The sequence below is a fragment of the Streptomyces sp. NPDC001980 genome (genome assembly GCF_040296885.1).
Lineage (GTDB): Bacteria > Actinomycetota > Actinomycetes > Streptomycetales > Streptomycetaceae > Streptomyces.
Genome location: NZ_JBEOYD010000065.1, coordinates 1 through 13539, shown reverse-complemented (window position 1 = coordinate 13539; position 13539 = coordinate 1). Strand labels below are relative to the sequence as shown.

The 13539-nt window shown below is 65.6% G+C and carries 11 protein-coding genes and 2 pseudogenes; 4 read left to right on the top strand and 9 right to left on the bottom strand.

Features of this window, described 5'->3' with window-relative positions:
* Window positions 1-91: 91 nt before the first annotated feature.
* Both ABT137_RS47590 and ABT137_RS47585 read right to left on the bottom strand, forming a co-directional pair.
* Entirely contained in the window at window positions 92-1162 is a 1071-nt protein-coding gene (locus tag ABT137_RS47590; protein WP_351719545.1) for a helix-turn-helix domain-containing protein, read from the bottom strand.
* A 580-nt stretch (window positions 1163-1742) separates the two neighbouring features.
* A pseudogene (locus ABT137_RS47585) lies at window positions 1743-2366 on the bottom strand (sensor histidine kinase); the annotation flags it as partial.
* Between ABT137_RS47585 and ABT137_RS47580 the strand changes: the two are divergent.
* Both ABT137_RS47580 and ABT137_RS47575 read left to right on the top strand, forming a co-directional pair.
* Window positions 2346-2699 (top strand): annotated as a pseudogene (locus ABT137_RS47580) (ABC transporter ATP-binding protein); the annotation flags it as partial. The pseudogenes ABT137_RS47585 and ABT137_RS47580 overlap by 21 nt on opposite strands.
* Complete coding sequence (locus ABT137_RS47575) at window positions 2696-3670, top strand: ABC transporter permease (RefSeq protein WP_351719542.1); 975 nt, start codon at window positions 2696-2698, stop codon at window positions 3668-3670. The pseudogene ABT137_RS47580 and the gene ABT137_RS47575, both read left to right, overlap by 4 nt.
* Before the next feature lie 68 nt (window positions 3671-3738).
* Here the strand turns inward: ABT137_RS47575 and ABT137_RS47570 are convergent, their stop codons facing one another.
* The 3 genes from ABT137_RS47570 to ABT137_RS47560 all read right to left on the bottom strand — a co-directional run bounded on the left by ABT137_RS47570 (window position 3739) and on the right by ABT137_RS47560 (window position 6249).
* Window positions 3739-4113, bottom strand: coding sequence for a UBP-type zinc finger domain-containing protein (locus ABT137_RS47570; protein ID WP_351719539.1), 375 nt, complete (start codon window positions 4111-4113; stop codon window positions 3739-3741).
* Between the two features lie 112 nt (window positions 4114-4225).
* Window positions 4226-5062, bottom strand: a complete 837-nt coding sequence (locus ABT137_RS47565) for an alpha/beta fold hydrolase (RefSeq protein ID WP_351719536.1) — start codon at window positions 5060-5062, stop codon at window positions 4226-4228.
* A 326-nt stretch (window positions 5063-5388) separates the two neighbouring features.
* Window positions 5389-6249, bottom strand: a complete 861-nt coding sequence (locus ABT137_RS47560; protein WP_351719534.1) for an SDR family oxidoreductase — start codon at window positions 6247-6249, stop codon at window positions 5389-5391.
* 897 nt (window positions 6250-7146) lie between these two features.
* On the opposite strand from ABT137_RS47560, the gene ABT137_RS47555 reads away from it, so the two are divergent.
* Complete coding sequence (locus ABT137_RS47555; RefSeq protein ID WP_351719532.1) at window positions 7147-8157, top strand: aldo/keto reductase; 1011 nt, start codon at window positions 7147-7149, stop codon at window positions 8155-8157.
* A gap of 59 nt (window positions 8158-8216) precedes the next feature.
* Window positions 8217-8633: an SRPBCC family protein gene (locus tag ABT137_RS47550; RefSeq protein ID WP_351719529.1), complete on the top strand. Its 417-nt coding sequence runs from the start codon at window positions 8217-8219 to the stop codon at window positions 8631-8633.
* Between the two features lie 357 nt (window positions 8634-8990).
* Here ABT137_RS47550 and ABT137_RS47545 read toward each other — a convergent pair whose 3' ends face one another.
* From ABT137_RS47545 to ABT137_RS47525, 4 genes are all read right to left on the bottom strand, one after another.
* The gene (locus ABT137_RS47545; RefSeq protein WP_351719527.1) at window positions 8991-9683 is read right to left on the bottom strand and encodes an acetate uptake transporter; all 693 of its coding nucleotides are present in this window, start codon (window positions 9681-9683) and stop codon (window positions 8991-8993) included.
* Between the two features lie 671 nt (window positions 9684-10354).
* Window positions 10355-11041: a DUF4232 domain-containing protein gene (locus tag ABT137_RS47540; RefSeq protein ID WP_351719524.1), complete on the bottom strand. Its 687-nt coding sequence runs from the start codon at window positions 11039-11041 to the stop codon at window positions 10355-10357.
* Window positions 11042-11865: 824 nt separating this feature from the next.
* Window positions 11866-12650, bottom strand: a protein-coding gene (locus ABT137_RS47530; protein WP_502984707.1) for an IS5 family transposase whose coding sequence is annotated in 2 segments (ribosomal slippage) — window positions 11866-12317 and window positions 12317-12650 — 786 coding nt in all. Because the reading frame shifts where the segments join, the coding sequence is not laid out codon by codon here.
* Window positions 12651-12777: 127 nt separating this feature from the next.
* Window positions 12778-13395, bottom strand: coding sequence for a malonic semialdehyde reductase (locus tag ABT137_RS47525; protein WP_351719519.1), 618 nt, complete (start codon window positions 13393-13395; stop codon window positions 12778-12780).
* Between the last annotated feature and the right edge of the window lie 144 nt (window positions 13396-13539).

Sequence of the window (13539 nt, the reverse complement as noted above, 5' to 3'; positions counted from 1 at the left end):
CATGCCTCTGGCGGACACGGTTTCTTGGTCGAGAAGCCATCCACCAGGCGCTTCGCATGCCTGTCAGGGCAACCACCCAACCTTCCCGAGTTCACGCTCTGGCAGGGGCGCCGCCTTTATGGTGCATCGAGACCTGTGCTTCGGCCCCAGGATTCCCGTAGGTCCGCAGATATGCGGCTGGACTGGCCCCATAGACTGATTTGAAGGTCCTAATAAAGTGACTGGCGTCAGAAAAATGCCACCGGGCGGCAATTTCAGAGACCCTGGCCGCGCTGCCCAGCCTGATGAGATCGTCGTGAGCCCTCTGAAGGCGATTGCGGCGAACGAATGCCATGATGGAATCATTTGATTCCGCAAATGATCGCTGCAGCGTCCGGAGAGAAACGCCCGCCATGTGGGCAATTACGACTGGAGACAGATCACCTCTCTCCAGATTCTTTTCGATGACATTCCTTGCGACCTCCAGAGTGGTCTGCGGATAATCGGAAAGCGTCGCTTCCGGGTGCTGGGAGAGAATTTCAGAGAACAAGGTTGTGCAGGCACTGAGTGCGAGGTTTCGTGTCGAGGTCGAGCGATCCAAGTCGGCGCTGCTACGCTCGACCACCTCTAGGAAGTTCGTCAGGAATCGAACTTCAGGAGTCTTCGCATCCGCCACATAGGCGTAATTGAAAACTTTTGCTGACCCGATCCGAGAAACGAGGAGGGGTCGTGGAATAGTGACGACGCGGATGCGTGTACCTGGCGCACATGAGAACTTCCACGGCATGTTTGTGTCGCGAATGCAGATCTGGCCGGGCCCTACAATGCTCTCCCCTGCTTTTCCCGAGAATCTGAGGGAGCCTGCAGTGACCAAGTCGGCGACGATCGGGTCCTGCCCCTCGCCGCGCCCGGAGATTCCCGTCAAGGAATCACAGTACACCTCGGCCGATAGCAGATCATCGAACAGGTGCCCGCTTGCGGAAAAATTGAATCCATGAGCAGCGTTAGGTCGGGGGATTTCCAGACCAGTCAGGTGCGCGAACGGGCCACCCTCCCATTCCGCGAAAGGCCGCACAGATTCATGAATTTGCCGAGGGGTCAGATTCATGATGCTTGCATAGTTCGTCGCATGACCGTAATCACCTGACGGATTCGCCGGATTTTGTGGAACTTCACTACGCACTGCAGCGCTTCTCTTTCTCTGCCAACCTGCTGAAAGTCGATCACACACCTGAACCGACGTCGTTGTCAGTGATACGTGGGCTTTATTTGCACGCCCGCCGGAATGTGCCGGCGCTGACGGGTCGAGCAAGACTAACAACCTCACGGCGGGTTACCCATTGGGCCCTTCTGAAGCCTGGCGAGGCTCAGTGGGTCAGTTGCACCGGATTCCCTGTCCGCCGCGGGCCTGCACCGTACCTTTTAGGGATGACCCTGCGCTTTCCCTGAGAGTGAAAAGGAGGTAAAAAAATCCCTATGCCCAGAAGCGTGGCGCCACTTGGCGCGCGGCGTGGCGCATGGATGCTATTCCTGGCGTACATATTCTATCGATGCACATGCATCCATGGTACGCGATGTTGGTCTGGTAGCCGTCTGTCCATCTCACATCCCCGATCCGTGCTCATCCTGAAACGACACTGCTGAAAAGACGCATTGATCAGATTCCCTCTCGCAACGGCCGACACAATGAGGCGAGTTGCCGGCGGGTAATCAGGCAGCAGCCGAGTTCGAGGACGATGGAATCGGTCCCGCGCTGTCGACGGTCAGCCCGGAAGACTGATGGTGAAGATCGAGCCGCTTCCCGGGTCGCTCGACGCCGCAACCTCTCCGCCGTGGGCCTCGGCCAGCTTGCGGACGATCGACAGGCCGAGTCCGCTCCCGCCGTGCTGTCGGCTGCGTGACTTCACCGCCCGCCAGAAGCGGTCGAAGACCCGGGGCAGATCCTCGGCGGCGATCCCCGAACCGGTGTCGACGACCTCGATGACCGTACGGCTTCCTCCCGAGTCCGGGGTGCGGGCGTCACGAGGCCGATCGGCGTCGCCGGCCTCCCCGCGGGCCCGCGGGGTGACGGTTCCGCCGTGCGGAGTGTGGCGTACCGCGTTGGACACCAGATTTCCGACCGCCTGGCGCAGCCGCAGCGGATCGGCCGTCGCGAGCAGTGGACTCCCCTCCGCGGTCCCGACCTCGGTGAGCAGCCGCGCTCCCGCTCCGTCGGCCCTACCGTGATAGGCCGTGGCCACCTGGGAGAGCAGGTCGGCGAGGTCGATCGGTTCGGGGTGCAGCCGCAGCTCGCCGGCGTCGGCAGCGGCCAGGTCGCGCAGGTCGTCGATGACGTGCTGCAGCAGTGCGGCCTCGTCCAGCAGGGAGGACAGCAGCGTCGCCGCCGGCACACGCTGGCCCGCGAGGCACTGGAACGGGTCGGCATGGGGCACCGCGTGGCACACCAGCCGCACCAGCTGTCCGGCGGCGAGCGGCAGCGCGTCGCCATCGCCCGCGCACTGGTCAACTCCCCCGCCCTGGTCCTGGCCGACGAGCCGACCGGACCCCTGGACACCGCCAACGGACAGGCCGTCCTCGGCCTCCTCAAACGGCTCAACGACGAGGGAACCACCATCGCCGTGATCACCCACGACCGCGACATCGCCGCGAGCCTGCCGCGGCGCATCGAGATGCGCGACGGCCGGATGACGGCCGACAGCGCGGCAGGAGTCACCGTATGACGGCCACCAGGGCGCGGACCGCCCGCGGCGGAACCCGGCCGGTACGGCTCTCGCCAGAGGATGTGCTGCGCCTCGGACTGATCGGCGTACGGGTACGCACGGTGCGCGCCGTGCTGTCCGCCCTGGGCATCTCTATCGGCATCGCCACAATGATCATGGTGACCCGCATCCCCTCGTCCAGCCAGCAGGCGCTGCTGCGTCAGCTCACCGCGCTGGGCACCAATCTGTTGCAGGCTCAGCCGCGGCAGGACGGCGGCTCAGCGGTATCACTCCCGCGGAACGCCGACATGATGGCCCGCAGGATCGGGCCGGTCACCCACGCCGCCGCGGTCGCCAACGCCCACCGGAGCATCCAGCGCACCGATCGCTCCGACCCCGACGACAGCATCGGCATCAACGTGCTCGCCGCCCGCGACAACCTGCTGTCCACGGTCAACGGCTCGGTGTACAGCGGCAGGTTCTTCACCACGGCCACCGACCGGTATCCCACCGTGGTGCTCGACTACCAGGCGGCCTCCGTGCTGGGCTTCAAGAAGCTGGTCCCGGGCGAGCCCGCACCGCAGGTCGTCATCGACCATCGCTGGTTCACGGTGATCGGCATCCTCAACCCCATGCCCCTCACCCGCGACCTGGAGCAGTCGGACCTGGTGGGCTGGCCCGCGGCCACCAGGTACCTGCACTTCGACGGACACCCCACGGTCATCTACGTCAAAGCCCGCGAGGACGCCATCGACGACGTGCGCGGCGTGCTGCCGGCCACGCTCGATCCACAGGTTCCCGACCTCGTCCAGGTCAGCCGCCCCTCGGACGCGCTGGCCGCGAAGCGCGCGTCGGAGCACAGCTTCTCCGGGCTGTTCCTCGGCCTCGCCGGGGTGGCGCTGCTCGTCGGCGGCCCTCCGCGAACTGCCAACCAACTACGCAGGGACTGGAGACAGCGATCGACTCCACCACCGCGCCCTCAACTGCAGTAACACAGATGGCAGTTCGACAGATCACAGTGCAGTACCGGCCGTTCTGCCGGGGTGGCCCCGTGGGCTCCTCACGCTCCCCGGGCGGAGGCGTCGGCGATCAGACGCTCCTGCCAGTCGGCCGGCACACGGCCAACCGGGCCAGGGGTCGGCTGGTCGTCCGGGTGGCTTTGGGGTGAGGCCAGCTGCGGACCGTTCTCAAAGAACTGCGACGTGGAATAGTTCCAAAACCATGTCTCGCCCGGTTCGAAGCTTTGGATCACCGAATGGCCGCTCGCCTTGGCGTGCGCGGTGGCGTGCTTGGACAGCGAGTCGTCGCAGCAGCCTATGTGGCCACAGCTGGCGCAACGTCGCAGGTGGAGCCACCAGTTACCCTCTGCGTCACATTCGGCGCAGCCGGTGCCGCTCGGCAGCACGGTGGGGTCGATCGGGTTCTCGGAGTTCACGACGGCTCCAGCAGGTTGTCGGGCTCGGCTGACCGCATCGGGGGACGGCGGCGGGAGTCGGTGTCCCGGAACGCGGATTCGCGTCGCACATCGCCGCTGTGCCGGTGATGCTTCAGTCTCCGGCCAGGAACTTGAGCAGATGCGCATTGACTTCGTCGGCGTGCGTCCAGCACAGGCCATGTCCCGCGCCTTCGATGGTGACGTACTGGGATCCCTTGATCATTTCGTGGGTGCGGGCGCCGGTGGCCTCGATCGGCAGGATGTGGTCGTTGGTGCCATGCATGACCAGGACTGGGATGCCGATCTTCGGCAAGTCCTCCCGGAAGTCGGTGTACCACGTGGCCACGCAGGCGACAGTGCCGGTCGGCGACGCGGCGACGGCGGAGTTCCAAGCGTCCTGCACGACCTCGGGACTGACCAGGTTGCCCAGCGTCTCCTCAAGGTTGAAGAAGTTCTTGTTCCACTCCGTGAAGTACGCGAATCGGTCCGTAGTCAGAGCGCCGGCGATCTGATCGAACAGCTCTTGAGGAGCCCCGTACGGATCCTCCGGCGTCTTGAGCAGGTACGGCGGCACGCCCGAGATGATCACAGCCCTACGGATCCTGCCCGCTCCGTACACACCGAGGTAGCGCGCGATCTCGCCGCCCCCCATCGAGTGCCCGGCCAGGTCGACGTTGGTCAAGTCCAAAGCAGTCAGCAGCTTGTCCAGGTCCGCGGCGAACGTGTCGTAGTCGTAGCCCGTGACCGGCTGGCTTGAGCGCCCGAACCCCCGCCGGTCGTACGTGATCACCCGACGTCCCGCCGCCAGCAGCGCACGCTCCTGGCGCTCCCAAGCCCGGCCGCTGAGCGGGAAGCCCGCGATCAGCACGATCGGCCGACCCGATCCATGGTCCTCGTAGTACAGCTCGATCGGCCCAGAGTTCTCCTGGCCCACGGTCACGAAGGGCATGACATCTCCTTCGAATGTCGCACAGAGTTCTGTCAACAAGCCAGGCAGGGCCCCACGTCCGCAACATGGGACTGCCCCGGTGTATCAGCAGCACGCTCGGTGCGACTCCCTCTCGCGCCTCGGGGATGGTCCCCGAAGCCATCCAGAGCCTGCGCGTCAAGCGCCGGAAACGCCGTGGCCGACCATGGAGAGCGGATCAACAACGGAGTGTACTGGGCAACCGTTTCCCGGTTGAGCTCCGTGCCGCACATGTCCGGTCAGACACTCGGGTTCTGCCCGCGGCGCACCCCAGGCGGCCTTACCGCTCGCAGTCACCCGGGAGGTGATCACCCCACGGGAGTCTCGGGCTGCATCTCGTAGGAGTGCTGGATGGCCGGGTGGCGGGTTCCGAGGCCGTCCGTGACCTTGCGCTCCCACGGAACCTCCTGGAGGCGCTTGGTCTCCTCAAGCATCGACTTGGGTTCCAGGTTGCGGTAGCTGTCGACTTCTCCGGAGGCAACGGCCGTCAGCGTGGCGAAGACCGCTTCAGGATCGAACTGTGGGCGGGGGAAGGCGAGCTTGGAATAGTCGAAGAGCCTCTGCGACGGGTCGTCCTCCCAGCTTTCCCAGGTCTGGAACATTCGGTCGTTGAAGCCTGTCAGGAAGGGCCCCGGGTTGACCGTGGCGACTTCGATGTTGTACTCCTGCAGCTCGTAGGCCATCGTCTCGGCGATCGCCTCGACCGCGTGCTTCGAGGCAGAGTAGATGCCGGTGAACGGGTTGACGTTCAAGCCTTCCCGCGAGGACACCCAGACGATGCGGCCGGCCCCGCGCTTGATCATCTGCCTGGCGATTCCCTGGGTGAGGACGAGCGGCCCCGTGACGTTGACCTCGAACTGGTGCCGAATGTTCGACTCGGGAATGTCGACCGTGGAGCCCCCCTCACCGACACCGGCGTTGTTCACCAGAATCTCCACACCCCAGTCGAGGGCCTTGCGGCGGTCTCCGTCGTTCGTCACGTCGAGCTTCTCGACCCGAAGCCTGACCTTGCGCTCAGCCGCCTGCCATTTCAGCGTCTGCACCTGGGCGTAGATCTCCACCCCGGCGATCACGTCGAAGCCCTTCTTGGCGAGACGCATGGCGGCCTCGAACCCGAAGCCGGTGCCCGCTCCCGTGATGAGGACCTTCTTCAGTGCTGCATTCGCCATGTCGAGTGTTTCCTTTCAAGATCCTGGTCCCGTAGTCATCGACGGCCTCGCAGGGGACCGATGCGTGGCGGCTCGGAGCACGAGCTGGGTCTGTGTGGGGTGACTGCGACCGAACTTCGATGCTGCCCGCCACGCACCGTGGCGACCTCGATCGGAAGGTGCATGGCGAGCCCGTTCCGGGTCTAATAGTCAGTCTCAGCCCGCAAGCGACTGCTAGCAACTCAGAGAACTCAATCTGTCCAGAATTGAATTCAAGTGCCAAAATTCTGCATCTAAGCGCTACCGGCCTCAGAAACTTACCCGGGCCTCCAAGAGGGCAAGAGCCATGATCTGTTGGAGTGCACTGGGCGATTCAGAGTTGCCGTGCCAGTCTGCCCCGACTAATTTCAGACTTCCCGACCGGGAAGATTCGACAGGACGTCAGATCCGCTGATCCGGGTCGGCCCACGGCGCCGTCAAACCTATAAGTGAATTAATGGCCGTCACGCAGGACGGATCTTTGGAGCGTGGGGAGGCACCGAGCCCGTTCGTACCTGCTGATCGGGCTAACCCGGGGACGAGGGCCCGACCCCCGCTGCCCGCACGGCTGGGGCCCTCGCTCCGAAGCGCGGGTCAGCGGCAGGAACTGCCGGGGGTTGCAGCGCCGCCGATAGTGCACGAAAGGCCGCCCGTCCGCGTTCCAGGGGCATGGCGCGCGCGTACGGACAACGTCGCCCCAGACATATGCGGCTTCAAGGCGTTGTGCAGCATGGTCCGCCACAAGACCCTCGCAGTCATTCTCGCCTTGATCGCGGCCGTCCCAAGCGGGTGTGCGGTAGTCCCAGGCCCGGCAACCGCCAACGCTGTGAGCGGCCCGGCCGACGCTCCCAGACCTCGAACTGAGAAGGGAACACCACCGTGAACCTCCGTCAGCTACTCCCCACACGCATCGGCTTCGGGACCGCGCCGATGGGCAATATGTTCCGCGCTATCCCCGACGACGAGGTGGCCGCAACCTTGAATGCCGCCTGGGACCAGGGCATCCGCTACTACGACACGGCCCCGCTCTACGGAGCGGGCCTCGCGGAAATCCGGCTCGGCGGCCTGCTGTCCAGCAAGCCGCGCGATGCCTTCGTGCTGTCGACCAAAGTCGGCCGCGTCATCCTGGACGAGGTGGAGAGCGGCGCCCGCGACCTGGGGGAGAAAGGAACTCTGTTCGAACATGGCCGGCCCAACAAGATGCTTCACGAGTGGACGGCCGAGGCCACCGAGCGTTCCATCGAGGGCAGCCTCAAGCGGCTCGGCGTCGACCGCCTGGACATCGTGTGGGTGCACGACATCGCTCAGGACTTCTACGGTGACGACTGGCTGCAGAAGTTCGAGGAGGCCCGCACCGGGGCCTTCCGGGTCCTGTCCCGGCTGCGCGACGAGGGTGTCATCAAGGCGTGGGGGCTGGGCGTCAACCGCACCGAGCCCATCGAGTTGACGCTGGCGCTGGACGAGCCGCAGCCCGACGGATTCCTCCTGGCGGGCCGCTACACGCTGTTGGACCATGCCCACGCCCTCCAGCGGCTCCTGCCGACTGCGGCCGAGCAGGGCGTAAGTATGGTCGTCGGGGGCCCCTACAGCTCGGGCATCCTCGCCGGCGGAACCCACTTCGAGTACCAGGAAGCGCCCCCGGAGATCCTGGAGAAGGTCCGCCACATCAAGGAACTCACCGCACGGCATGGGGTGAGCATCAAGGCCGCGGCCCTGCAGTTCTCCCTGGCCCACCCCGTGACCGCCGCCGTCATCCCCGGCGCCACCAAACCGAGCCGGATCGCCGAGGACCTCGCCGCGCTCGACGAGCCCATCCCGTCCGCCTTCTGGCAAGAGCTTCGGGAAAGCAGCCTGGTGAGCTCGTGTGCACCGCTGCCCGGCGGCGTCTGAGTCACAGGCGTCGACACCCAGCACCCACCACAGCAGTCGACCTACTCGGAAGGAACCTCATGGCATCGACGTCTGTGAGCCGGATCATCCCGGCCGCCCCGGCCAGCGTATGGGACACCATCGGCGGCTTCGGGTCCTTGCCCGACTGGCTGCCCTACATCCCCGAGAGCACAATGACGGAGGGCGGCCGCGTCCGGCAGCTGAAGGACCCCGACGGAAGCGTCATCGTCGAGCGCCTCGTCGACTTCAACGAGGCGGAGCGGCACTACAGCTACACCATTCTCCAGGCGCCGTTCCCGGTGGTCGGATACGTCTCGACCCTGCGGGCGCACTCGGTGATCGGCGACGACGGCATCTGCGAAGTGCAGTGGTCGGGCCGATTCACCCCCGAGGGCGCGACCGAGAATGAGGTGGTCGACCTCTTCACGGGCATCTACCGCGACGGCCTGGATGCCCTGTACCAGGCCCTCAGTTAGGGCCCGTCTTCGAAGATGATCGGTTGGTGGTTCATGGTGGTGTGATAGGCAACCATGAACGCACCGACCAGGAACGGGAGTTGCTCGCTCCACTGCTACCGGGGGCCGTGACGGGCCTGCGAAGTGCACGCGGGCCGCGGCGAGTGGTACAGCACCCGCGACGACACCTACATCACCGCCCCGACGGCTCGACAACCAGCGAATCCGACCGTGGCCGAAGCGGTGTCGGCTTCATCGGGTCGGTGAGTCCGACACAAGCCCTCGCGCTGACCCGACCGACCCGGAACGGGCCAGGCCAGGCGGTGTGGAACCCCTGCCGTCGAACGTCCTCTCTGCCAGGACTCGGCACCCCCAGCCTCAACTGGAGAGCTCGGGGCGCTCCGCGGCGGACGAGGTGACCGAGGTGGGGCGTGACTTGTTGCGAGCAAGGTGCTCAAGACGTTTGCCGGGGTCGGGGTAGGTCGGGATCAGGTGTCGACCCCAGGTCCCGTTGACGAGGCCGGCGAACGCGCCGTACAGGCCGAGCGCTGCAGTGAGGAAGCCGAGGCCGCCTCCGACCCTGATCAGTGTGTCGGATTGAACAAACTGGCCTACTGTGAGCACGGAAATGGTGACCGTGGTGGAGACGAATGCGGCCAGGAGCACAGCTGTCGTTCTCGCTGCCGCGATCGTGAGTACCAAGAGGAGCACTGCCCATGGCAGCAGAAACAGGCCCGTCCCTGTGTGGGCCTGTCCCTCGGGCAGAGTAACGATGACGTATTTGGCATAGATGACGAAGCACAGCCAGAACGCCCCCAACACGGTGAACGCTGTGGCTCCGAGCCTGCTGCCCTGCCTGAACTCGAAGATTCCAGCGATCATCTGGACAAGGCCGCCCACGATGAACTCGAGCGGGAACGCGGCCGGGAAGAGCGCCGGGTTGACGCCGATGTTGAAGAAGCTCTGGATAATGTTCGCCAAGCTGAACGCGATGAGGCCGAGCGGCGCGGGGTCGGGCGCGGCGAGTCCGGGCGACGGACCCACCGGTGCAGATGACGACGGTTGCGACACGGAATTACCCAATCTGGCATCTCTTAACGCTGTTCGTATCCCAGGCGCTCTAGTCAAGTGCGTTAATCAGCAAGCTGTTTACAGTTCACCGGAGATAACACCGAGGCGATCATGAGACACTAACAGGCTGGCAAGCAAAATCCCGGTACGACGCGTCGGTGGGTAAATGACGCACAGCCAATGAGCACCATGAGCACCCGTCAACCTCAAGCGCTGCGGCCAGAAACGGAACATCCGTCTATCAACGTGTTGCTTTCCATTCTGGAGCTCGTTGAATCTCAATGACCTGTCAAGCGCCAGAAGGGACGCCGCGTCGGCTGAGCGCCGTGGCCGATCTGAGGAGTGATTACGTGGCGAGGGTAGTCGTAGACCATCGCCCACAGCACGTCGACTCGGCGACAGGCGAGGGCAGGGAAAGGAAGAACACGCAGCGCAGACGCCGGTCGTAGCGCTTGGGCCGGTCCCCGCAGGGTCGGCCTCAGCCGTCCGGTCCGTGGACGCTATCCGGTTGTGGATGACCTCGCCGAATGCGAGGAGGAACCTCATGACGAGGGCACACGGAATACGACCGATATACGCGAACGGTTCTGATTCAGCCGACGGTCAAGGCTGAGCCCGTTCGGCCCTGCGAGGCAGAACGGGCGGCCTGACTTCAGCGCTTCGGGCCCGGGTCAGCGCACCGAGTGGACCGGGCCGACCTTGAGGGCGTGGACGCTCGTGCTGCTGCACTCCTGCGTCTTCCACGGCACGTCGATCAGGTCCTTCGAGCCGGGGGCGTAGACGCCGACGAAGGAGACGTCCTTGAGGCGGCACTGGCTGGCAGAGAAGCCGGACTGTCCGTTAGGTGCCGTGACGTCCGAGGCGGCGTGGCCGTTCGGGAGCAAGGTCACCGTCGTGACGGAGGCGCTGGTGTCACGAGCGGCGGCGTTGCCTATCTGAGCGCCGTCGCCACCGTGGAAGGAGACGCCCGGGAAGCCGCTGAGCGTACACGGGCTGCTGCCGGTGTTCTGGAAGAGCAGCTGGAAGTGCGTCGTGCCGGCGCCGGTGTCGATATTCTCCGCCGAGACCTTCAGGTGCGCGGCAGTGCACGTCTGCGGGCCGCCGTCGGTGCCGCTGCTGCTGCCCTGGTTCTGACCACCGGAGCTGTCGGCCGACGTGGACGAGGACGTACCGTCGGCGGCACTGCCGGCCGTCGAGGAGTTGCCCGAAGAGGTGTCGGCGCCGGCTACTGCCGAAGCGGGAGCCGAAGTACTGCTGGAGGAGGCGCCACCGGTTTCCGCGCCGCACGCTGTCAATGCCATGCCGGCCAGAGCCAGGGCGAGAACGGGCAGAGCGCGGCGGGCAGTCGTGGCCTTCATAGAGGATCCGTTTCGTGCTTTGTGACGAGGTCTTTCCCCGTCGTGATCACCACTCTTCTTGATCGCCCGGAGCCAGACCAGCCCGGAGCGGCCCCTGTGACCTCTCCGCCGGAAAACAGTTACCGTTCAACAACTTAATGGCTCCGATATTCTAGATTCTGGCACACCGATTCAATTTTTACGCGTGGGGTCCTCCCTCCCGTCGAAGCCGTGCCTACAGGATGCTGCTGCTCAGTAGGAAGTCTCCCGGACGCCCGCCCAGTCTCCGAGCATTCAGCTAGCGTAATTTCGCTGTAGTGCATATTCCCGATCCCGAAATGCACCCAGGAGACCGCCGGGCCTGCAACCCAGCTTCCTTGGGGTTGCGGAACCCCCTGGTGAAAGCCCGCCGATGCGGCGATTAGCCGCCGACTCGGACACTGGAATCGCCCGCCGCTTGAAGCGCAGCCGAGTTGAACTCCACAGGCGCGAACACATACAACTGCCGCAACTGGGTCTCCTGGATCTCTGTTGGCTTCGCAACCCCGGGCTGCCAAGAGGCTCTGTGCTGACGCCCGCGGTGCTTCCCCTCGCTGCGTGGAGACCCGATCCGGAGAGAAGGTCGGGTCGGGGGAGGTGGCGTCTACAACCGGCTGCGTGCTCACCAGCACGCAGCCGGGGCCCACAAAAAGGGGCCCCGGCAGGCGATCGGCTGGTCACACGGCGGACCGACCACCAAGACATCTCATGTCGTTGGCGGGTCAAGTTGAGTCGTCGGCTATGGGGAGGCTGGGCTTCCTGTGGCTCGCCGCACGGTTACTGACTTCGGCTCGTTAGACGCCATTTCACTTGGTGAGTCTGCGGTGACATATGAGGGTCGCTGCGATGGCGGTGAAGGCGAGGAAGTGTTCCGGCTTGCGCTCGTAGCGGCGATGGAGGCGTCGGCAGCCGGACAGCCAGGACACGGTCCGCTCCACGACCCAGCGGTGCCGGCCCAGGCGTCGGGATGACTCGACACCCTTACGACCGAGACGGTGCCGGATGCCGCGGGAAGCGAGCCATCTCCGCAGGAAGCGGTAGTCGTAGCCCTTGTCGCCATGCAGCTTGCCGGGCCGCCGGCGTCGCGGGCCGCGACGGGAACGGATGGGTGGAATGCCGCGGACCAGCGGGATGAGGGCCTGGCTGTCGTGGAGGTTGGCGGCGGAGATGCCGATCGACAGGGGCAGGCCCTGGCGGTCCACGATGAGGTGGATTTTCGAGCCCTTCTTGCCGCGGTCGGTCGGATTCGGTCCTGTCAGCTGCCCCCTTTGAGGGCGCTGACGCTGACGGAGTCGATCGCGCACCACGACCAGTCGAGCTCGCCCCGGGCGCCGAGTTCGTCCAGGACCAGGCGATGGAGCTTGGCCCACACCCTGGCCTCGGTCCACTCGGTGAACCGCCGGAAAGCGGTGACCCCCGACAGCCCGAAGCCCGGCGGGAGTTGGTTCCAGGTGCAGCCCGAGGTGGCCACGAAGACGATCGCGGCCAGCACCTCGCGGTCCCCTCGCCGGCGGTGCCCTCCACCCTGCGGGCGAACCGGTGCCGACGGCACCACCCGCTGGAATAACGTCCACAGCCCTTCCGGAGCCATCCGCTCGACAAGCGCAGCAGTCACCACCCCAGACTGCCGCAAGATCACGCCAACTGAAATGGCGTCTTAGAGGAGCACCGGCGCGCACGGCATGACGCCTCTCACCTACCAGGCGGCGGCGGTGCCGTCAGGCCCAGGCGAGGGCGTCCTCGACGGGCACGCGGGGCAGCCGCGGGAACCACGGGTCGGCTCCGGGGGGACCCATGTTGACCACCAGTTGCGAGCGCCAGCTGGTACCGGCGAAGAACTCCTCGTCCACGCCGGCTTTGTCGAAGCCCGCCATGGGACCGGCCGCCAGCCCCGCCGCGCGGACGGCGAGCAGGAAGACCCCGGTCTGCAGTGCCGAGTTGTAGGCGGCAAGGCTCTCGCGCCTGTCAGCCTGGTCGGCAAACGCCGCTCGCAGCATCTCGCCGCGGGCCGGGAAGACGGTCGGCATCTGCTCGTGGAAGTCGACGTTGTACGCCAGGATCGCGACGGCCGGCGCGCTGAGCGTCTTGGCCCTGTTGCCCTCGTCGAGATGCCGGACGAGTCGCTCCTTGCCCTCGTGGGTGCGCACGAAGAGCACACGCAGTGGCTGGCCGTTGGCGGCGCTCGGCGACCAGCGGGCGAGTTCCCAGATCATGGCCAGTTCGTCGTCGGCAACGGCCACCTCGGCGAAGGCGTTCGCGGTGCGGGCCTCGGTGAACAGCACCTTTCGTCCGGCATCGTCGAGGACATCGAGGGCCTGCTGTTCGCGGTCGGTCATGCTCATCATTTCTCTCTTACTTCGGTTGTGTGTGGTGCCGGGGGGGGGGGAGCCCCCCCCCCACACCCCCCCCCCCCCCCGCGCGCGGCCCCGGCTCCTGGACGACTCGCCGGTGCCGCCCACCCTCCCCGACCGGCCGCGCGT